This window comes from Spongiibacter nanhainus, from assembly GCF_016132545.1.
GTDB lineage: Bacteria > Pseudomonadota > Gammaproteobacteria > Pseudomonadales > Spongiibacteraceae > Spongiibacter > Spongiibacter nanhainus.
This window is the reverse complement of record NZ_CP066167.1, coordinates 625,305-645,385: the sequence shown is the minus strand read 5'-3', so window position 1 is coordinate 645,385 and position 20,081 is coordinate 625,305. Positions and strand designations below refer to the sequence as shown.

17 protein-coding genes are annotated in these 20,081 nt (G+C 59.0%); 11 read left to right on the top strand and 6 right to left on the bottom strand.

Translation table 11 applies throughout. The annotated features are described in order from the left end of the window. Window positions 1-59 precede the first annotated feature (59 nt). Window positions 60-1,283, bottom strand: a complete 1,224-nt coding sequence (locus tag I6N98_RS02945) for an argininosuccinate synthase (protein ID WP_198570324.1) — start codon at window positions 1,281-1,283, stop codon at window positions 60-62. 437 nt (window positions 1,284-1,720) lie between these two features. On the opposite strand from I6N98_RS02945, the gene I6N98_RS02940 reads away from it, so the two are divergent. The 4 genes from I6N98_RS02940 to I6N98_RS02925 all read left to right on the top strand — a co-directional run bounded on the left by I6N98_RS02940 (window position 1,721) and on the right by I6N98_RS02925 (window position 4,543). Then, window positions 1,721-2,020: a ComEA family DNA-binding protein gene (locus I6N98_RS02940; protein WP_198570323.1), complete on the top strand. Its 300-nt coding sequence runs from the start codon at window positions 1,721-1,723 to the stop codon at window positions 2,018-2,020. Window positions 2,021-2,141: 121 nt separating this feature from the next. Then, window positions 2,142-3,185, top strand: coding sequence for a dihydroorotase (gene pyrC, locus I6N98_RS02935; protein WP_198570322.1), 1,044 nt, complete (start codon window positions 2,142-2,144; stop codon window positions 3,183-3,185). Next, a complete protein-coding gene (gene rnt / locus I6N98_RS02930) occupies window positions 3,178-3,810 on the top strand; it encodes a ribonuclease T (RefSeq protein WP_198570321.1) in 633 nt (210 codons plus the stop codon). Before pyrC ends, rnt begins: the two co-directional genes overlap by 8 nt. Window positions 3,811-3,958: 148 nt before the next feature. Beyond that, window positions 3,959-4,543 carry a superoxide dismutase gene (locus tag I6N98_RS02925; RefSeq protein WP_198570320.1) on the top strand — a complete coding sequence of 195 codons (585 nt, stop codon included), beginning with the start codon at window positions 3,959-3,961 and terminating at the stop codon, window positions 4,541-4,543. Between the two features lie 889 nt (window positions 4,544-5,432). Here I6N98_RS02925 and I6N98_RS02920 read toward each other — a convergent pair. Next, window positions 5,433-6,035 carry a peroxiredoxin gene (locus I6N98_RS02920; RefSeq protein WP_198570319.1) on the bottom strand — a complete coding sequence of 201 codons (603 nt, stop codon included), beginning with the start codon at window positions 6,033-6,035 and terminating at the stop codon, window positions 5,433-5,435. A 272-nt stretch (window positions 6,036-6,307) separates the two neighbouring features. Here I6N98_RS02920 and I6N98_RS02915 point away from each other — a divergent pair, with 272 nt between their 5' ends. From I6N98_RS02915 to I6N98_RS02890, 6 genes are all read left to right on the top strand, one after another. Beyond that, complete coding sequence (locus I6N98_RS02915) at window positions 6,308-6,505, top strand: bacterioferritin-associated ferredoxin (RefSeq protein ID WP_198570318.1); 198 nt, start codon at window positions 6,308-6,310, stop codon at window positions 6,503-6,505. 147 nt (window positions 6,506-6,652) lie between these two features. Further along, the gene (gene bfr, locus I6N98_RS02910; RefSeq protein WP_198570317.1) at window positions 6,653-7,132 is read left to right on the top strand and encodes a bacterioferritin; all 480 of its coding nucleotides are present in this window, start codon (window positions 6,653-6,655) and stop codon (window positions 7,130-7,132) included. A 248-nt stretch (window positions 7,133-7,380) separates the two neighbouring features. Continuing rightward, a complete protein-coding gene (locus I6N98_RS02905) occupies window positions 7,381-8,862 on the top strand; it encodes a DUF4856 domain-containing protein (RefSeq protein ID WP_198570316.1) in 1,482 nt (493 codons plus the stop codon). 77 nt (window positions 8,863-8,939) lie between these two features. After that, a complete protein-coding gene (locus I6N98_RS02900; protein ID WP_198570315.1) occupies window positions 8,940-10,193 on the top strand; it encodes an imelysin family protein in 1,254 nt (417 codons plus the stop codon). Between the two features lie 3 nt (window positions 10,194-10,196). Next, entirely contained in the window at window positions 10,197-12,383 is a 2,187-nt protein-coding gene (locus I6N98_RS02895) for a TonB-dependent receptor family protein (RefSeq protein WP_198570314.1), read from the top strand. A gap of 9 nt (window positions 12,384-12,392) precedes the next feature. Then, window positions 12,393-13,337 carry a sterol desaturase family protein gene (locus I6N98_RS02890; RefSeq protein WP_198570313.1) on the top strand — a complete coding sequence of 315 codons (945 nt, stop codon included), beginning with the start codon at window positions 12,393-12,395 and terminating at the stop codon, window positions 13,335-13,337. Between the two features lie 28 nt (window positions 13,338-13,365). Here I6N98_RS02890 and I6N98_RS02885 read toward each other — a convergent pair whose 3' ends face one another. The 4 genes from I6N98_RS02885 to I6N98_RS02870 all read right to left on the bottom strand — a co-directional run bounded on the left by I6N98_RS02885 (window position 13,366) and on the right by I6N98_RS02870 (window position 18,475). Continuing rightward, complete coding sequence (locus tag I6N98_RS02885; protein WP_198570312.1) at window positions 13,366-13,827, bottom strand: hotdog fold domain-containing protein; 462 nt, start codon at window positions 13,825-13,827, stop codon at window positions 13,366-13,368. A 213-nt stretch (window positions 13,828-14,040) separates the two neighbouring features. Beyond that, a complete protein-coding gene (grxD, locus tag I6N98_RS02880; RefSeq protein WP_198570311.1) occupies window positions 14,041-14,373 on the bottom strand; it encodes a Grx4 family monothiol glutaredoxin in 333 nt (110 codons plus the stop codon). Between the two features lie 94 nt (window positions 14,374-14,467). Continuing rightward, window positions 14,468-16,015 (bottom strand): hydantoinase B/oxoprolinase family protein, encoded by a 1,548-nt coding sequence (locus I6N98_RS02875; protein ID WP_198570310.1) that lies wholly within the window; start codon window positions 16,013-16,015, stop codon window positions 14,468-14,470. An 81-nt stretch (window positions 16,016-16,096) separates the two neighbouring features. Further along, entirely contained in the window at window positions 16,097-18,475 is a 2,379-nt protein-coding gene (locus I6N98_RS02870) for a TonB-dependent receptor (RefSeq protein ID WP_198570309.1), read from the bottom strand. 385 nt (window positions 18,476-18,860) lie between these two features. Here I6N98_RS02870 and I6N98_RS02865 point away from each other — a divergent pair, with 385 nt between their 5' ends. Continuing rightward, a complete protein-coding gene (locus tag I6N98_RS02865; protein ID WP_198570308.1) occupies window positions 18,861-20,051 on the top strand; it encodes an aspartate aminotransferase family protein in 1,191 nt (396 codons plus the stop codon). Window positions 20,052-20,081: the final 30 nt, after the last annotated feature.

Below are 20,081 nucleotides of genomic sequence, written 5' to 3'. Positions count from 1 at the left end.
CCGAAAAGGGCCCTATGGTTGGGCCCGGGCGGGCACTTCGTCAAGCCCCGCCCGGCAGATCAGGAAAGCTGCGAGCGACCTTTACCAGCCGCAATCCGCAAGCGCAGCGCATTGAGCTTGATAAAGCCCTCAGCATCTTTCTGATCATAAGCGCCCGCGTCGTCCTCAAAGGTCGCAATCGCCTCGTCAAACAGAGACTGATCCGATTTGCGTCCCACTACGACCACGCTGCCCTTATACAGTTTCAAACGCACGGTGCCGTTAACGTAGGTCTGACTGGCGTCGATGGCCGCCTGCAGCATACGGCGGTCGGGGCTGAACCAGTAGCCGTTGTAGATCAGCTTGGCATAGCGCGGCATCAACTCATCTTTAAGGTGAGCCGCCTCGCGATCCAGAGTCAGAGACTCAATCGCCCGGTGGGCCTTCATCATGATGGTGCCGCCGGGGGTTTCGTAGCAGCCCCGGGACTTCATGCCCACATAGCGATTCTCGACGATATCCAGACGGCCAATGCCGTTGTCCCCACCCAGCTTGTTCAGGGTCGCCAGCATGGTGGCGGGACTCAACTCTTCGCCATTGAGCGCCACCGGATCGCCGTTGCGGTAGTCCAGCTCGATGTAGGTGGGCTTGTCCGGTGCGGCTTCCGGCGCCACGCTCCAGCGCCACATGTCCTCTTCCGCTTCCCAGTAGGGGTCTTCCAGGTTGCCGCCCTCATAGGAGATGTGCAGCAGGTTGGCGTCCATAGAATAGGGGGATTTTTTCTTCTTGCTGGAAAAATCCACCGGAATCTGGTGCTTCTCGCAGTAGGCCATCAGGGTTTCCCGGGAGGTCAGATCCCATTCCCGCCAGGGAGCAATGACTTGAATACCGGGCTTGAGAGCGTAGGCACCCAGCTCAAAACGTACTTGGTCGTTACCCTTGCCGGTGGCACCGTGGGAGATGGCATCGGCGCCGGTCTCGTTGGCAATCTCGATCAAGCGCTTGGCAATCAATGGCCGGGCAATGGAGGTGCCCAACAGATACTCACCTTCGTAAATGGCGTTGGCGCGAAACATGGGGAAGACAAAATCCCGCACAAATTCCTCGCGGAGATCATCAATATAAATCTCCTTGACTCCCAACGCCTGCGCCTTGGCCCGGGCGGGTTCAACTTCCTCGCCCTGACCGATATCGGCAGTAAAGGTCACCACTTCGCACTGATAGGTCTCCTGCAGCCATTTAACAATGACGGACGTATCCAGACCACCGGAATAGGCCAGGACCACCTTGTTGATATCGGACATGTTCACTCCACAGACAGTCACCGCCCCGAAAAAGCGAGGCGGCGGAGGCGTAAAAAAGGGGCGTATTTTAGCGATTTTTGGCCGCGGACGCCACGTACCACGGGCGAATACGAAAATCCCACCACCACGCTCTCAAAACCGCCTTTGGTGCCGATATACCCGTTTCGTTCTGGCGCCTTCCCTGCCCGCATGCCTTCAGCTCCTTCACGTGCATGCCGTTTGAGCCGGCTGCGGCGGCGAGACACCTCCGCCAACGACTGCGATTTCCGGGTTAACAATGCTGGAGGAGGCCCCGGATCGGCATCGTCTTGGCAGCGCTGCGCAATTGGGACTACACTTTCAGTCGGTGCAGGATGCGCCGCAGCCTGCAACCGCAGCAACAGATCGACCGCTGTGTCGATGTCAAAACCCAAAAGACACATCACAAAAGGATATTGATGATGACTGCCAAATACCTACGCCGCCTGCTGGCGGCACTCACCACCGCTGTTGTTCTCGCCTTTTCAGCCCTCCCCGCGCTGGCGCTGGATGTCAACACCGCCACGGCAGAGGAGCTGCAAACGCTGACCGGCATCGGCCCACAGAAAGCTGAGGCCATTGTGGCCTACCGGGAGAAAAACGGCCCCTTCAAGTCAACGGCAGGCCTGCTTGAAGTACCCGGTATTGGACCGGCCACCGTGGCCAAAAACCGGGGCCAGTGGGGCCTGGACGACCCGGCCTCACCACCCAGCGAGTAGGCCCACCTCAACCCGCCGCTCGGCGGCGGGTGTTTCCCCCCTTGAGCAATTGCGGTAGCATTTTGCGCTCGAACAACCTCCGGCCCCCGCTCAGATTGCGGGCTTCCGCACAAGGCGCACTATGCAAACCCTCGACATCACCCGCCCCGATGATTGGCACATCCACCTTCGGGACGGCGCCGCGCTGGCCCTCACGGTGGCCGATGCCAGCCGCTACTTTGGCCGCGCCATCATTATGCCCAACCTGACGCCACCGGTACGCAATTTGGCCGAAGCCAGCGCCTACCGACAACGCATCGAGGCCCACCTGCCCTCTTCGGGAAACCGGCTGTTGCCACTGATGGTGCTGTATCTCACCGACAATACCCGCCCCGAAGACATCATTGAGGCGGCAAACTCCGGTGTGGTTTACGCCGCCAAGCTCTATCCCGCAGGCGCCACCACCAACTCCGACTCCGGGGTAACGGATATCGACAAACTGGCGCCCGTGCTGGAGGCGATGCAAAGCCACGACCTCCCCCTGCTGGTGCACGGTGAAGTCACCGACGCCGACATCGACATCTTTGACCGGGAGGCGGTATTTATCGACCGCCATCTCAAAGGCATCTGCAGCCGTTTTCCAGAGCTGAAAGTGGTGCTGGAGCACATCACCACCGCCGACGCGGCAGCCTTCGTAGGCGAAGCCCCGGCCAATATTGCCGCCACCATTACCGCCCACCACCTGCTTTACAACCGCAACGACATGCTGGCCGGCGGCATTCGCCCCCACTACTATTGCCTGCCCATCCTTAAGCGCAACACCCACCAACAGGCGCTGATTGACGCAGCTACATCGGGCAGCCCCAAATTCTTCCTGGGCACCGACTCTGCACCCCACGCCAGGCACCGCAAAGAAACTGACTGCGGCTGCGCCGGTTGTTACACCGCCCACGCCGCCATCGAGCTCTACGCCGAAGCCTTTGACAATGCTGGCGCGCTGGACAAGCTGGAAGCCTTTGCCAGCTTTTACGGACCGGATTTTTACGGCCTGCCCCGCAACAGCGACCGCATCACCCTATCCAAAACCCCCTGGCAAGCCCCCGAGCAACTGCCACTGGGCGAGGACTCATTGCGCCCACTGCGGGCCGGCGACACCCTGCAGTGGCAAGTTGTGCCCCATGAGTAACGCCATCGACACACCCTTTATGGCGCAACGCTTCCGGGGCTTTCTGCCGGTAGTGATCGATGTGGAAACTGGCGGCTTCAACAGCCGCACCGATGCCATTTTAGAGATTGCCGCCACCCTCTTGCGCATGGATGACGCCGGCAACATCGAGCCGGACGAAACTCTGTGTTACCAAGTAGAACCCTTCGCCGGCGCCAATCTAGAGCAATCTGCCCTTGAATTTACCGGTATTGACCCCCACAACCCGGAACGCGAGGCGAAAAAAGAAGTCACTGTGATGGGGGAGCTGATGAAGCGAATCCGTCAACAGGTGAAAGCGGAAAACTGCACGCGAGCCGTCCTGGTGGGCCACAACGCCCATTTCGATCTGGGCTTTGTCATGGCAGCGGTGGAACGAAGCAACATTAAGCGCAACCCTTTCCACCCCTTCTCCGTAATGGATACCGCCAGCCTCGCCGGCGTGGCCTACGGCCACACCGTTTTGGCCAGGGCCTGTCAGCTCGCCGAAATCGAGTTTGACAACAACGAAGCCCACAGCGCGGCCTACGACGCACTCAAAACAGCCGAGCTGTTTTGCCAAATCGTCAATCAATGGCAGCAACTGGGCGGCTGGAGATGGCCTTGAGATTGCTTACTTGAACAACAGCAATGTGCGGCACGGGCTTAGCCCCGACAGCCAAATTTGTAGATAATGGTGTCATCGACACCGAGTTTTACGCGTAACACCTAAAAAACCACACGTTCCATACAGATAGAAACCAGGAGAGACTCAGATGGCTTTTGAATTACCAAGCTTGCCGTATGAAAAAAACGCACTGGAACCCCACATTTCTGCCGAGACACTGGATTTTCACCACGGCAAACACCACAACGCTTACGTTACCAAGTTGAACGACATGGTGCCGGGCACCGAATACGAAGGTAAATCACTGGAAGACATCATCAAGTCCTCCAGCGGCGGCCTGTTCAACCAGGCGGCCCAGGTCTGGAACCACACCTTCTACTGGAACAGCCTGAGCCCCAATGGCGGCGGCGCCCCCAGCGGCGACTTGGCTGCAGCCATCGACAAGGCCTTCGGTTCTTTCGACGAGTTCAAAACCGCCTTTAACGCCAAAGCAGTGGGCAACTTCGGCTCAGGCTGGACCTGGCTGGTAAAAAACAGCGACGGCAGCGTTGAAATCGTCAACACCGACGACGCCGACACCCCCATCGCCAAAGGCGACCAAACCCCGTTGCTGACCTGCGATGTATGGGAGCACGCCTACTACATCGACTACCGCAACGCGCGCCCCAAGTACCTGGAAGCGTTCTGGAGCCTGGCAAACTGGGAGTTTGCAGCGGCTAACTATGCTGGCTAAGGCTCTGCCAGCCTTGAGCTAACAAAAAACCCCACTTCGGTGGGGTTTTTTATATTTGGGGATTGCGATCCCGCCCGCAACGGGTTGGGTTTGTATTGGCATACGGCTGGCGGGTGTTTTACTCGGGCCGCGCGTGGCCCTCGCCCTTCGGGCACGCTGTCGTGTGGGTATTGGCTAATTCTTAGCACGGTTTTCGCCCTGCTGGGCGAGTTCCTTTTCTTTGTTTGGCCAAAGAAAAGGAACCAAAAGAAACGCCACCCTATCGCTCGGCCTTCGGCTACCCTGCGCTTCTCGCCATTCAATGAAAACGCTGCGGAACTCGCCTGACGGCTCAAACAGTCCTCGCTAAAAGCCTTTCATTGAATGGCTGCGATGCTCGGCGAGCTCAAAGGGGAATAAACCCCGGTGCCAGTAGCTGGAGAAGAACACCCTTTGCTCAATGTGGCACCCTGGGCCCCTTCAGCCCCGCCGAGCATCGCAGAAGCTGAACGGAGTAAGCGCGAGGACTGTTTGAGCGAAGCGAGTTCCGCAGCGCCCGTTCAGATTCGAGAAGCGCAGGGGATCGCTGGCGCTTTTTGCCAGCGACGGGGATGCAGGGTGTCTTTTCTCTTTGCTTACTTTCTCTTTGGACAAGCAAAGAGAAAGTCAGTCGCCCAGCAGGGCGAAACCCGTGCTAGCCGTATGCCAATACAACTACGACAGGGCGCCCGCAGGGCGATGGCCTAGGATGGCCCGAGTAAAACCCGTGCTAAGAATTAGCAAACACCCGCTCGACTGAGCACCAAAACCAATCCCCCCCTCATAAAAAAAGGCCCGACTGCCAAAAGCAACCGGGCCTTTTTTTAAACAAATGGCTTACTGGCGGCCAAAACCGCCATCACCACTCACTTTACAGCTTGTCAGAATTCTCTGACAGGTAAGCCGCCACACCGTCAGGTGAGGCATTCATACCTTTGTCGCCTTTGTTCCAGCCGGCAGGGCACACTTCTCCGTGCTCTTCGTGGAACTGCAGGGCTTCAACCAGGCGGATCAGCTCGTCGACGTTGCGGCCCAGCGGCAGGTCATTAACCAGCTGAGAGCGAACCACGCCTTCTTTGTCGATCAGGAAGGCACCGCGGAATGCGACGCCGCCGTCGGCTTCTACGTCGTAGGCACGGCAGATGTCGTGGCGCACGTCAGCCGCCATGGTGTAAGTCACTTCACCGATACCGCCGTTGTTAACTGGCGTGTTGCGCCAGGCGTTGTGGGTGAACTGAGAATCGATGGAGACACTGATCACTTCCACACCCAGCTCGCGGAATTTGTCCATGCGGTGCTCCAGAGCGATCAGCTCAGAGGGGCAGACAAATGTGAAGTCCAGCGGGTAGAAGAACAATAGGCCGTATTTGCCTTTGATATTTTCGCTCAGCGTGTACTCGTCAACGATCTCGCCGTTGCCTTTAACCGCGGCGCAAGTGAAGTCTGGTGCGGGTTTACCTACTAGAACACCCATGGTTTCAACCTCCATTGAACAATTAGAGTTAGTAAACAAAACGGCGAATAACTCGCCGAGAGGAAAACAGGACCAAGAATGATACACGGCCAGTTTCTTTGATCCTATCAAATTCTGAAGCGGCAAGGACCCATGCATCTGCATTAACGAATCTTAACCAATCCCATTTGACACCTGTTATCATTTACATTAACGTTGACCTTAACATTAGGCGAGTCCCGACTCGTCAACCATTAACCGGGCGCAGCCCCGGCTGTGAGAGATCAGTAGAGATGTACGTGTGTCTTTGCAAAGGTATTACCGACAAACAAATCCGTGAGTCCATGGATAACGGCGCCAACAGCTTTCGCGAGGTTCGCCGGGAGCTGGATCTGGCCAGCCAGTGCGGCAAGTGTGGCGCTCTGGCCCGCACTGTTTACGATGCTCACCTCAGCCATATCGACGACAGCCTCTGTTACGCCGCCGCGTGAGCCACCGCCCCATGCACGAAAACAACTGAAAATTATTCGTGCTACGATTTAAAATTATTATAAGAATCAATAACTTATATTGACTTCGCCACTCAGCTCGTTACACTTTCGCAGTATTACACCCACACAGCGGAAGGGACTACGATCATGAAAGGCGACGCACAGGTTATCGCCCACCTCAACAAGGCGCTCGGCAACGAACTCATCGCCATTAACCAGTACTTCCTCCACTCCCGGATGTATAAGGATTGGGGGCTCCACGAGCTGGGCGACTACGAGTACCACGAATCCATCGACGAAATGAAGCATGCCGATGAGCTGATCAAGCGCATCCTGTTTCTCGAGGGCATTCCAAACTTACAAGACCTCGGCAAGCTGCTGATTGGCGAAAACACCAAAGAAATGCTGGAGTGCGATCTGAGCCTGGAGCTTAAGGCCGTGCCGGATCTGAAAGAAGGCATCAAATACTGCGAATCCGTAGGTGACTACGTCAGCCGTGAGCTACTCGAGAGCATTCTCGAGTCTGAAGAAGAGCATATCGACTGGCTGGAGACTCAGCTCAGCCTGATCGACAGAGTCGGACTGCAGAACTATCAACAATCAATGATGGGCGACCAGGGCGAATAACCCTCCCATCTCATCAACGCCGCCCTAAACCTGGGCCGGCCAAAGCAGCTCTGAAAAGGCCCGGAACGCCCCAGCGACCGGGCCTTTTTTATTGCACGCTCATGCCCCCGCTCCACCACTTAATCATTAACTGCAATGTTCTTGATAATTACTCGTATTTTCACGTAGTATTGCAATTCGATTCGCGGCGGTCTCATTCGCAGCAATAGAGACAGCCCAATTCATATCGTCAAAATGCGAGTAATAACATGAGCAAGCGCATCCTAATTTCAGCGGCTCTGGCCGCCTCAGTCGCCACCCTATCCGCCTGTGGCGGCGGTAGCAGTGGCGGTGGCAACAAAGACAACAACCCGGATCAACCTTCGGTACCGGATACCTACAGTTTTGAAAGCCAAATCACCGCAGGTGAGAGCGCGGTTAGCTACACCGGCCAAACCGCACGCCACGTTCTGATCGAAGACCTGGTCCTGGCACTGCAAGATCTTAGCGACGAGCCCGGCGCAATACCCGGCGACGTCGCCGCAGACTTGGACTTCTACATCAGCGGCAACGTTGACTCCACCAACTACAATTACAGCCTGGACGGTGAAACCCTGATCCCCGGCCCCACTTTCGGCGACATCTCCACTGGCAAAAACCTCGACGGCAAAATCGCCGGTGGTAACGGCACCGCTGGCGGCGAAGTCGACAAGCTGATTGGCGGCGAATTTTTCGGATGGGGTGAATTAGGCGTCAATGACTTGCCTATAGAACTGGTTGACCTGTTTATCGAGCGCGTTGCGACGGAAGCCACTGACGGCACCGATCCCCAGTTTGCCATCACCGGCGGCACGGCCAATATCGGCACCGTCACCGTCGATGCAGCGGGTCGCGACTACCGCCAGCTGATCCAGAAATTCCTGCTGGGCGCGGTCACCTTCTCCCAGGGTACCAACGACTACCTGCAGACCGACTTCGCCGATGACGCCAACCACGAACAGGATGGCGACGCGCCCTACACCTTTGCCGAGCACAAGTGGGACGAAGCCTTTGGTTACTTCGGCGCCGCCCGTGACTACAACAGCTACAGCGATGAAGAGATCGCTGGCGACGCCTTCTACAAAGATAGCAACAACGATGGCAGTATCGATCTGCGCAGCGAAGTTAACCTGGCCAACTCCACCAACTGCGCCAAACGCGACAAAGGTAGCACCAGCGGTACCGACTTCAGCAAAACGACCTTCGATGCCTTTGTAGCCGGCCGCTTTATTCTCAATCAGGCCGCCGCTGAAGGCAGCCTGAGCGCAGAACAACTCGACGAGCTGAACAGCCATATCGATGTCGCCGCTAAAACCTGGGAAAAATGTATCGCCGCGACCGTGGTGCACTACATCAACGACGTTGTCGCCGATATGAATGAATTCGACAACGGCGCCTTTGCCAGCCAGGCCAACTTCCTGAACCTGGCCAAGCACTGGGGTGAGATGAAGGGCTTCGCCCTGGGTCTGCAGTTCAGCCCCAATTCCCCCTTCCGTGACGGCAGCGTTTCCGGCATCGGCCTCCAGGACCTGAAAGACCTGCTGGCGCTGATGGGCGACGCACCGGTACTGGCCGACGGCTCACAAAATGGTGAGGCTCCCGCAGGCACCGCTCAAGAAGCCATCGACGCCTACATCACCGACCTCCTGGCCATTCGCAGCACACTGCAAACTGCCTACGAGTTTGATAGTGCCGATGTCGAAAACTGGTGATGTAAAGCCGACGTAAAGCGGCAAAATCGAGAAAGGCGCTGCAAGCGCCTTTTTTGTGTACAGACGAGACTATATTGATGACTTTTAAACCGCGTCACTTACTGGGCCGCCTGGCCGGCATCACCGCCTTGACTCTGTCCTTAAGCGCCTGTGTCGACGACGGCGGCAACGGCAGCAGCGCCGTCAATGCCGACAACTTTGACTTTGTGCGGATGCTGGCCAACTACGCCGACAACCTGATCATTCCCAACTATCAACATGCCGCCGAGGTCAGCGCCGACCTCAGTGGCGACAGCGGCGCCATCGCCAGCTACTGCAGCGCCATCGGCAGCGGCGAGGAAGACAACGCCCTGGCCGTCGCCCAGCAGCAGTGGCGAGATACCATGGATGCCTGGCAAGCCACCGAGCTACACCAGGTCGGCCCGGTGCTGGATAACAGCGGCGCCTTGCGCAACCGCGTACTGTCGTTCTCGCGGGGGGCGCCTCTCAGCACCTGCGGTGTCGACCAGGCGGTGGTATTGGCTGCCGACAACGACAACTTCAACCTCGGCAGTCGCGCCGCCAATCAGCGCGGTTTGGGCGCCGTGGAATACCTGCTGTTCAGTGACGATCTCAGCCACACCTGCCCCAGCCAGATTCAGGAAACCGCCGACTGGGATCAGCGCCCCGAGCAGGAGCGCAAAACCCTGCGCTGTAACTACGCGCAAAAACTGGCCGACGACATCAACGCCGCCGCCACCACATTGGCCGACGCCTGGACGATCGGTGCGGGCAACTACCGCTCTACCTTTATCGACCCCGCCAATGCCGGCGACAGTGTAAAAGCGCTTTCCGACGCGCTGTTTTTCCTGGATACCGAGGTCAAGGACGCCAAGTTGGGCATTCCGCTGGGCATCAGTGCTAGCTGCAGTCAGCCGGCCTGTCCGGAAGTTGCCGAATCCCGCTTCGCCCAGTACAGCCTCAGCAATATCGAAAACAACCTGAACGCCTTTGCCGCGCTGTTAACCGGCGGTAGCGGGCTGGGCTTTGACGACATCATTGCTCAGGCCGGCGTGCCTAGCGTGACCGAGCTGATGCAAAGCAACACTGCGGCAGCACTGGCGGAAATCGACGCCATGACGACCACCCTGAGTGAGCAGGCCAAAGGCATCACCGATGGCGCCGACGAATCCACCTGCGCCACCGCCGCCGACAGCCCCGATGGCGACCGCACTATTCCGGCCTGCAACCTCTACGGCTATATCCGCCGCGTGACCGACACCCTGAAAGTGGGCTTTGTCGCCGCCGTAGATGTCGACCTGCCCGACCGCGCCCAAGCGGACAATGACTGAGACATGAGCATGAAAGCCCATCCGACACTAGCCATCGCTGCACTGATCACCCTGCTACCGGCAGAAGCCGCACTGGCGGACAGTCCCCGTCAACCCGAGGAAGTTCTGGTGACTGGCGGCCGCGACGCCATCTCCAACCTGGCTGGCTCCGCACAGATCATTGACGAAGCCATGCTGGAGCAGTTTGACTATTCCGACCTCAATCAGGTGATGTCGGCACTGCCCGGCGTGTACATCCGCGAAGAGGACGGCTACGGCCTGCGACCCAATATCGGTATTCGCGGCGCCACCTCAGAGCGCAGCCAGAAAGTCACTATCATGGAAGACGGCGTGCTGATTACCCCGGCACCCTACAGCGCGCCAGCCGCCTACTATATTCCCAACGTCAGCCGTATGAGCGCGGTGGAGGTGGTCAAAGGTCCCTCGGCGATTTACCACGGCCCCCACACCGTGGGCGGCGCCATTAACTTTGCCACCCGGGCCATCGCTCCCGAAGCCGAGCGAGAAATCGACGTTACGTACGGCAGCGACAACTTCCAGAAATACCAGCTCTACAGCAGCGACACGTCGATCCGGGACAACGGCGGCGAGCTGGGCTACGCCATTGATGCCCTGCGCTTTAGCGGCGACGGTTTCAAAGAGCTGGATGGCGGTGGCGACACGGGCTTTGAGCGCAACGACATCAACCTCAAATTCAGCTGGCGCCCCGGCGCTGCCCAAAACCAGCTATTCACCCTGAAGCTGGGCTTTGCCGACGAGGACGCCGACGAAACCTACTTGGGCCTGACCGCAGATGACTTTAACGCCAACCCCTATAGGCGCTACGCGGCAAGTCAACTGGACCACTTCACCTCCGAGCACAGCCAGGTTCACCTCGGCCATCTGTTCGAGGTATCGGAGCAAGTCAGCATCAACAGCGCGGTGTACTGGAATCAGTTTGACCGCAGCTGGAACAAGCTGGACGGCTTTATCGACGGTGTCGCCATCCGCGACGTGCTGGCCTTCCCGGATGTCTTTACCCGGGAGCTGGGCATACTGCGGGGCGAAATCGACTCCAATGGCAGCGACAGTGACATGTTGGATGTCACCAACAACGCCCGGGAATACGGCTCTATGGGCATTCAGTCGGCCCTTACCTATCGGCTGAGCTGGGGTGAGACCCAGCATGAAATCCAGACCGGCCTGCGCTTTCACCACGACTACGTGGAGCGCAACCACAGCATTCGCGGCTACCTGATGGACAGCGGCAAAATGGTTTACGACGGCCAACAGCGGGGCAGCAAACTCCGCAACGAAGCCGACACCGACGCCATTGCTCTCTACGTGGTGGATACTATCGACTGGCGGGACTTCCGCTTCACGCTCGGCCTGCGCCACGAAAATATTCGTGGCAACAACGACGACTTCCTGACCGGGGACGATAACGACAAGTCCCAGTCCGTCACCCTGCCCGGCGCCGGGGTGTTTTGGCAGCTCACTGACGAACTGGGCCTGCTGGCCGGCATCAACCGGGGCTTCTCCCCCGCTGCGCCCAGCGCCGGCGGCGATGTCGACCCGGAAGAAAGCACCAACCTGGAATACGGCTTGCGCTATCAGCGAGAGAATCTACGCTTGGAGGCCATCGGCTTCTTTAGCGACTACGACAACCTGCTGGGTCGCTGCCGGGTCAGCGATCCTGGCTGTACCGCTGGGGAAGAGTTTAACGGCGACAACGTGGAAATCGCCGGCCTGGAGCTCACCGGCCGCTGGGACACCAAGCTGACCCAGGCGCTCACTGGCGTAGTGAGCTTCTCCTACACCTATACCGAGAGCGCCTTCCAAACAGACTTCAGCAGCAGCTTCTCCCAGTGGGGCGATGTCGAAGCCGGCGATGAACTGCCCTACCTGCCCGAACAGATCGGCCAAGTACAATTTGGCGTGCGGGGCCAGCAGTGGGAAGCCACCACCGCCGTCAGCTACCAAAGCGAAATGCGTGACCAAGCCGGCAGCGCGCCGCTGTCTCAAGTCGCTCACACCGACGCCTACACCACCGTGGACAGTTCGGTAAGCTGGTTTGTGGACAGCCACTGGACGGTACAGCTCAGCGTCGACAATCTGCTGGACGAAGAGGCGGTGGTATCCCTGCGCCCCTTCGGCGCCCGACCCAATAAACCCCGCAGCGCCCGCCTGCGGGTCAAATATCAATTCTAAACTGGCGCCATGAATAGCCTGTTAGATGCCGTTCTCGCGCCTCTGGCAATAGCCCTGGACCCGGGGCGGCGTCTATTCTGGGTATTTATTCTCTCGGCGCTGGTACTGGCCTCTCTCACTGTTGCCCTGCAGCAGCGCCGTTTCGACCTCAAAGGCCAGTTGCGGGCGCTGTTTAATCGCCACTACTGGCTGAACCGCTCCACCGCTACCGACGGCGGCTTATTGTTACTTAACAGCCTGCTGCGGGGCAGCTTGCTGATCCCCCTGCTAGGCAGCCATCTGGCGGGCACCATCCTGGTGGGCAGCTGGATGCAAAGCCAGTGGGGCGATGCCCCCGACCTGATCATCGCCATGCCCCTGCTGGCAGTGATCTATACCCTGGTGTTTTTTATCGCTGAGGACCTTAGCCGTTTTGGCCTCCATGCCGCCCTGCACAAAGTGCCGCTGCTGTGGTACTTCCACCGCACTCATCACAGCGCCACCACCCTGACACCGTTAACAGTACACCGGGTTCACCCGGTGGAGATGGCACTGTATTACCTGCGTGGCCTGGTGGTGTTCAGTGTCGTCAGCGGCAGTTTCGTCTACCTGTTTCGCGGTCAGGTCTCCGGGGTGGCAATAATGGGCGTGGACTGCCTGGGCTTCTTGTTTAACGCCCTGGGGGCCAACCTCCGCCACTCCCATATCTTTTTGAGCTTCGGCCACCTGGAACGCTGGTTTATCAGCCCCGCCCAGCACCAGATTCATCACTCCGCCGCAGAGGAACACCGGGACACCAACTTCGGCACCTGCCTGGCGCTGTGGGACCGATTGCTGGGCAGTTGGCAAGCAGCAGGTAAGCGACGTCCGCTTCAGTTTGGCCTCAGCCGAGCTAAGGCAGAAAGCCAGCATCACGAGCCTCAAGCGAAGACCGGGGCGCCCTCACCGCTGAAGCCACAAACGCAAGCCGGGTAACTCCGCGCGCGAGGGCTCTGGCGCCTCGCTAGGCCTTTTTCGGCGACACATACATGGTGATCTCCGCTTCAAACACGATCTCGTCGGCGCCGTTACGCACACTCACCGATACCGGCACGTCGGCTTTTTCGCCCGGATCAATATCGCGCATAGTGGCAATAGCTCGCACTGTGCCTTTGGCTTTGCCCAAATAGCGCACCGTCATGCCGGCGGGGATCCAGCGCATGCCCGCCGGCATCGACACCTCTGCGGTTAGTCCCGCTGCCGCCTCAGCCAGATTGCACAGGGCGATGGCGTGAATACTGGACAAGTGATTGTGCACCCGCCGCCGCTCTTTCATCCGCACAACAGCCCTGCCAATAGCCAGCTCTTCAAAACGCGGAGAAATGGTGGCGAAGTAGGGAGCCTTGAGACAAACACCCCGGGAAAATACCGCTTTGCCACCCGGCAGTGCGGCGAGTTTATGCCAGGTTTTGAGTGTCGGGTTCACAGCAGCGCCCTCAGCGACTTGATTGAAGCGTTGAGAGTAGCACCGCCTTTAGCAACCACCATTGACCCTTAATGGACCAACCTGCGCAGCTTGAGCCAACGGTGACCGGTGTTCGCTCGTTAATAAATCGACACAAAAAACCCGGCGCTGTGGCCGGGTTCTAGATTCACTGCTTAAAAAAAGCGTGAGGATTTTTCTGCTGAGCCTCTTTTTTTACTGCGCTTCTTGGGGCGCCGCTTCGTCGATCACTTCTTTCAGCTCGCCACTTTCGTGCATCTCAATAATGATGTCACAGCCGCCGATCAGCTCGCCTTTCACCCACAGCTGGGGGAAGGTCGGCCAGTTGCCCACTTCTGGCAGCTTGGCGCGGATATCCGGGTTGGACAGCACGTCGACGTAGGCAAAACGCTGTCCACAGCCCATCACCGCCTGGGATGCCTTAGCGGAGAAACCGCACTGAGGCTGGTTAGGGGAGCCCTTCATGTAAAGAATGATGGGGTTTTCTTCAATCTGCTTTTTGATTGCTTCGATTGTGCTATCGCTCATGAGTCACCTGCCATACGGCTTCCGGCAAACCGCACTAATAAATTAAACCGGACTAACAGTAATGGGCCATTTTAACAGGCCCGGGGCAATACTGTCATCGCTTCCCCCAGCCGCCACCACCGGGGGTGGCGATACTGAGGCGATCCCCCGCCTGGGCCTGGCCGGTAACCTTGCCCGGCAGCGGTTGGTCATTAAGGGCATTTTCTCCGGGAGCGCCCTCTCCGCCGCCGGCGATGCCCCAGGGCGCGTGGGTGCGGCGCTCGGTGAGCAGGGTGTAATTGGCCGGAGACAGAAACTCGTACTCCCGAATCACCCCCTCGCCGCCGCTATGCACCCCCGTTCCTCCAGAGTGGTGCCGCAGCGCATAGCGGCGCACCCGCAGCGGGTAATGCATTTCCAGGCTCTCCACCGGGGTGTTGAGGGTGTTGGTCATATGGCTCTGCACTCCGCTTTGCCCCGCCGCCAGGGCGTGGCCACCGCTGCCACCGCCCAAAGTTTCGTAGTAGTGCCACACCGGGCCCAATGACGGATCGGCGTTGCCCAGGGCGACGTTATTCATACTGCCGTGGCCGGCGGCGGGGATCAGCTCCGGCACCGCCTGAGCCAGTGCACCCAGCACCGCGTCGGTGGCCCGCATCGACGTTTCTACATTACCCGCCGCCACCGCCGCCGGGCGGCGGGCATTGAGCAGGCTGCCTTCCGGCACACTGAGGGCAATGGGCCGGAACAAGCCGGCACACACCGGCACATCGTCGGGCATCAGGCAGCGGAACACGTAATAGACCGCCGCTGCCGCCACAGAGCGGGGGCAGTTAATATTGCCCGGCACCTGATCGGCGGTGCCGGCAAAGTCCACCTGGGCACCATGTGAATCGAGGGTGATGGCCACCGCAATGGGCAGGTCGCGGTGACCAAAACCGTCGTCGTCCATCACATCGGTAAAGCGGTAAGTGCCGCCGGGCAGCTCCGCAAAGCGCCCCAACGCAATGCGCTGAGCGTAGTCCTGAAGCTGGGCCACCGCACTGGCAAAGTCGACGTTTAAAGGCTCAACAAGCTCACCAAGGCGCTGCAAACCGCAACGATTGGCGCTGATCTGGGCGATAAAATCGCCGTGCTGTTTAGCGCCAAACCAACTGTCGAGCTTGGCCGTGTCGACCTGCCCATCCCTCACAAGGTGGGTCGGGGGGATCACCACGCCCTCTTCGTCGAGGCGGCGGGACAGTGGCATGGAGCCTGGGGTGGACGCGCCGATATCGGCGTGATGGGCCCGGTTGACCACAAAAGCCAGTAACTTACCGGCCACAAACAATGGCGCGATGACCGTTACATCCGGCAGGTGGGTCCCCCCCAGAAAGGGGTCGTTGACCACCACCATATCGCCGGGCTGCCACTCACAGGCGCCGACGATATCCGCCATGGCGTAGGCCATGCTGCCCAGGTGCACAGGGATATGAGCCGCCTGGGCACAGAGCTCGCCCCGGGCATCAAAAATGGCGCAGGAAAAGTCCAAGCGGTCTTTGATATTGGGGGAAAACGCCGCCCGCTGCAGCACCGCCCCCATCTCCTCACAGACCGACTCTAGGCGGCTGACAAACAGACCCAGTTTGACGGGATTCAAGGCCACAGTATCGGCACTGGACATAGGCGGGTGACTCAATCAGAACACAACACCCGCCATTATCACCAAGCCGCGCGGCCAACTACAAGCCGCGCGGGCCAAGCGCTAAAAACGGTAGCGCGCCGTTACCCCAATCGTCCTCGGCTGATTGACGTGATGCCCCACCCGGGCATTGCCACCTCGCTCGGTATCCAGCGAGAGCTCGGCTTTTTCATCGGTGGCGTTGCGGATGAAAATGGCGGTGTCCCACTGATCATTGCGGGCGCCAAGCCGCAGGTTCACGGTTTGGTAGTCGTCCTGCTCGCGATCGTAGTCGTAGGTATCCTGAGTCAGTGGACCGCCCACGTTGGGGTAAAGCTCTGCCACCCCGTTGCCATTATTTTCCTGATCGGCGATTTGCGTATAGCGTGAGCCCACATACTGCAGCGTGGCGGTGGCGTAACCTTCCCAGGTCTCAAAGACCGGAAAGAAATAGGTCGCTGTGGCCGCAACCTCAAAGCCCGGCGCAGTGGGTAGATCATTGCCCTCACGAATGCCCCCGACAATGCTGCTGACATCATTGTCGTCAGTCGAGGTCACATCAGAGTCCAGCTCGGCCTCCACAAAACTGGCCGACAGACCCACTTCCAGATTACTGGTCGGCCGGGAGAAAAACTCCACCTCCACGCCGGTGCTGTGTGCCTCAGGGACGTTATAAACAATCCGCGATGAGCACGTTCCTGCATTCACCGTCGCCTGCAGGTCTTCGATATCACTGTAGAACACCGAGGCGTTGAGGGTGGCGGCGCCCCCCATCAGGGTCATTTTGGTGCCCACCTCGTAATTGGTCAGGGTCTCATCGTCGAAGGTGTCGTTGCCGCCAAAGGTCGCTTTGTCGGCGTCGGAACACAGCGGCTCATTTAGCGGGTCATTAATACCGCCAAGGCGGAAACCCTGGGAAATCTGCGCATTGATCATCACCTGGTCGTTGATATCGTGGCGCAGCATAAGTCTCGGCGACACACCATCAGAGGAAGTCTCTCCTTTGCGATCCAAAATGGTGGTGTTGTAAATGCCGTCAAAGGTCAGCTCACGGGTTTCCTCGTAATCGAAGAAGCGGGCGCCCACGACCACCATGGTGCGCTCACTCAGATCGTAAGACAGTTCACCAAACACCGCGTACTGATCTAGTTGGTAGGGAATATCCGAGTAGTACAACTCGTCCTTGCGAGCACGATCACCGGCGGTGGTCGGTGCGACATTCTGGCCCGAATCGGTAAAGCCCGCCACAAACAGGCTCTGGCCATAGTGGCGCTCGATTTCGCTGTAGAACACCCCGGCCACCCATTGCAGCGGGCCGTTGACCCCGGTGAGACGCAGCTCCTGAGTAATCACCTCGGCATCGGTATCGTCAAACAGCGGTGCATCCAGGGTATAAACCGCTTCGGGTTCACCAAAGGAACCACCCAAAATGCTGGCATTGAGTGCCGACGCATCCCGCACCACCCGCACTTCACGATCGGTGTAGGAACTCACCGACAGCAGCGACAGGACGTCGTTTAACTGCAGGTCGACGGTGAGGTCCACCAGCAGGAAGTCATCTTCAAAACTCTCCTCGCGCTGGAGGTATTGCTCGTAGTCACCCAGGGTGACCGGCGGGCGCGTGGTGGTGTAGGGGTTGGCCAGGACGTTGTAATCGTCTTCGCGATTAAAACCATCCATGTCGATACTTTGGAAGATCACCCTTGGGGTAATGCTCAACGAAGCGGTGGGTTGCAGCAGCAGCGCCAGGCGGCCGCCGGTACGGGTGCCGTCGTTAACATCCTCTTTAGTCCTGCCATTGGGTTGCAGGGCGTCGATATAACCTGCGTATTGCTGGCTGTAAGCCACGCCCCGGAAGGCGGCGATATCGCTCAGCGGCACGTTGAGATGCCCCTTGATACTGCCGCCTTCACCGCCGTCGCTTACGCTCTCCCCGGAGCCCTGCACCGAGCCACCAAAGGCACCGATTTCCGGCTGATTGCTAATGTAACGCACCGTACCCGACAGCGAGCCCGAGCCAAACAGGGTGCCCTGGGGGCCCCGCAATACCTCCACCCGATTGATATCGTAAAAGTCGAGATCGGGGGTAAACAGCGACATCGAAATCACCGACTCATCCACGTAGACCCCGACTTGCTCTTTCACCCCAGGCTGGTCCCGCACGATCTGGCCGGCGGAGATACCGCGAATCGAGACCTGGCTTTGCCCGGGGCCGAGGTTCTGGATAGAGATCCCCGCCACATTGGTGGCCATGGACTCCAGATCCGTGGCGCCGCTTCGCTGCAGTTTTCCCTCAGTCATGGCGGCGATGGAGAACGGCACATCCTGCAGCGTTTCAGACTGCTTCCGGGCCGTCACCAGCACCTCCTCGAGCACCCGGCTTTGCGCCTGCGCATACGCACTCGCCGGTACCATTAGTCCAAGCAATAGCGCCGACCCTACGCCGGCATTGAATAGTCTCATTGCGATCTCCCCGCATGGTTGTTATTTGTTGTTGTTCACGCTGTGGCGTCACCCTTAAACATATATCAGAAATCACATATTTGCCCGGGTGAGACACAGGCCAAATGTTTTCACATACAACATAATAAGGGCAATGACTTTATGCACACCGCGATCCCGGCCCGGCTATCGCGACCGGAGAACCCGTCCCAGTCCACAGACAACGCTGGCCTCTGGTATTTATCCATGCTTCCTTATATAGTTCCTCCCTTGGTAACGAGAGGGCAGCACACGCTGCCTTTTTGCGTTTCAAACCCGTAATTACTGTGTAAAACGTGGCCCTAAATCGCTTTTGGGCCCCTCTTTCGGTATCGCGCACGAGGACACGCGCAGGAGACTCGCAACAATGACAGCGCCCACCCTGATGAACACCTACGGTCGTCAACCGGTCACTTTTGTCCGGGGCGAAGGGGTGCGATTGTTTGACGAGCAGGGCAAATCCTACCTGGACGCGGTGAGCGGGATTGCCGTAAACGCATTGGGGCACAGCCACCCCGCGGTCACCGAGGCCATCCAGCGCCAGGCCGGCGAGCTGCTGCACACCTCCAACCTCTACAACGTGAAGCTCCAGCAGGAGCTGGCCGATATGCTCCACGATGTCAGTGGCATGGATAACACCTTTTTCTGCAATTCCGGCGCCGAAGGCAACGAAGCTGCCATTAAGCTGGCCCGGCTGCACGGCCACCGCCGGGGCATCGAGCTGCCCCACGTGGTGGTATTTGAGCAGTCCTTCCACGGCCGCACCCTGGCCACGATGACGGCCTCCGGCAACCGAAAGATTCAAGTGGGCTTTGAACCCCTGGTGCGGGGCTTTACCCGGGCCCCCTACGGCGATATCGAGGCGCTGGAGACCATCGCCAAAAACAGCGACAGCGTCGCCGGCGTGCTGGTCGAGCCCATCCAGGGCGAGGGCGGCGTCAATGCGTTGCCGGAAGACTTCCTCGCCAAGCTGCGGGAGCTATGCGACAAACATAACTGGCTGATGATGCTGGACGAGGTGCAAACCGGCAACGCCCGGACCGGCAAATACTTTGCCTACCAGCACAGCGGCGTGATGCCCGACGTGGTGGTGACGGCCAAAGGCCTGGGTAACGGTGTGCCTATCGGCGCAGTGCTGGCCCATGGCGAAGCCGCCGAACTGTTCCAGCCCGGTAATCACGGCACCACCTTTGGCGGCAACCCACTCGCCTGCGCCGCGGCCATCGAGGTGGTCAAGGTGCTGCGGGAGCCCGCCATGCTGGACCAGATCGCCAGCAACGGCCTGTACCTGAAGTCTGAGCTGGAAAAACAACTGGGTGAGCTGCCCGGCGTCAACGAGATCCGTGGCAAGGGCATGATGCTGGGCATTGAGCTGGACCGCCCCTGCGCCGAACTGGTGGCTCAGGCCCGGGACAAAGGCCTTCTGATCAACGTTACCGCCGAGCGGGTGGTGCGCTTGCTGCCACCGCTAATTATCTCCCGGGAGGAGATCGACGAACTGGTCGGCACCCTCTGTCCGCTAATCCGCCAAACCCTCTCCCAAGCCGGCGCGGCCTAGGCCTGCTAGCACGGACTCACGCAATTGTAG

Excerpts from the sequence above, each read along its gene's own strand:
- I6N98_RS02945 (WP_198570324.1), bottom strand. The coding sequence starts at position 1,283 with ATGTCCGATATCAACAAGGTGGTCCTGGCCTATTCCGGTGGTCTGGAT.
- I6N98_RS02940 (WP_198570323.1), top strand. The coding sequence starts at position 1,721 with ATGATGACTGCCAAATACCTACGCCGCCTGCTGGCGGCACTCACCACC.
- pyrC (WP_198570322.1), top strand. The coding sequence starts at position 2,142 with ATGCAAACCCTCGACATCACCCGCCCCGATGATTGGCACATCCACCTT.
- rnt (WP_198570321.1), top strand. The coding sequence starts at position 3,178 with ATGAGTAACGCCATCGACACACCCTTTATGGCGCAACGCTTCCGGGGC.
- I6N98_RS02925 (WP_198570320.1), top strand. The coding sequence starts at position 3,959 with ATGGCTTTTGAATTACCAAGCTTGCCGTATGAAAAAAACGCACTGGAA.
- I6N98_RS02920 (WP_198570319.1), bottom strand. The coding sequence starts at position 6,035 with ATGGGTGTTCTAGTAGGTAAACCCGCACCAGACTTCACTTGCGCCGCG.
- I6N98_RS02915 (WP_198570318.1), top strand. The coding sequence starts at position 6,308 with ATGTACGTGTGTCTTTGCAAAGGTATTACCGACAAACAAATCCGTGAG.
- bfr (WP_198570317.1), top strand. The coding sequence starts at position 6,653 with ATGAAAGGCGACGCACAGGTTATCGCCCACCTCAACAAGGCGCTCGGC.
- I6N98_RS02905 (WP_198570316.1), top strand. The coding sequence starts at position 7,381 with ATGAGCAAGCGCATCCTAATTTCAGCGGCTCTGGCCGCCTCAGTCGCC.
- I6N98_RS02900 (WP_198570315.1), top strand. The coding sequence starts at position 8,940 with ATGACTTTTAAACCGCGTCACTTACTGGGCCGCCTGGCCGGCATCACC.
- I6N98_RS02895 (WP_198570314.1), top strand. The coding sequence starts at position 10,197 with ATGAGCATGAAAGCCCATCCGACACTAGCCATCGCTGCACTGATCACC.
- I6N98_RS02890 (WP_198570313.1), top strand. The coding sequence starts at position 12,393 with ATGAATAGCCTGTTAGATGCCGTTCTCGCGCCTCTGGCAATAGCCCTG.
- grxD (WP_198570311.1), bottom strand. The coding sequence starts at position 14,373 with ATGAGCGATAGCACAATCGAAGCAATCAAAAAGCAGATTGAAGAAAAC.
- I6N98_RS02875 (WP_198570310.1), bottom strand. The coding sequence starts at position 16,015 with ATGTCCAGTGCCGATACTGTGGCCTTGAATCCCGTCAAACTGGGTCTG.
- I6N98_RS02870 (WP_198570309.1), bottom strand. The coding sequence starts at position 18,475 with ATGAGACTATTCAATGCCGGCGTAGGGTCGGCGCTATTGCTTGGACTA.
- I6N98_RS02865 (WP_198570308.1), top strand. The coding sequence starts at position 18,861 with ATGACAGCGCCCACCCTGATGAACACCTACGGTCGTCAACCGGTCACT.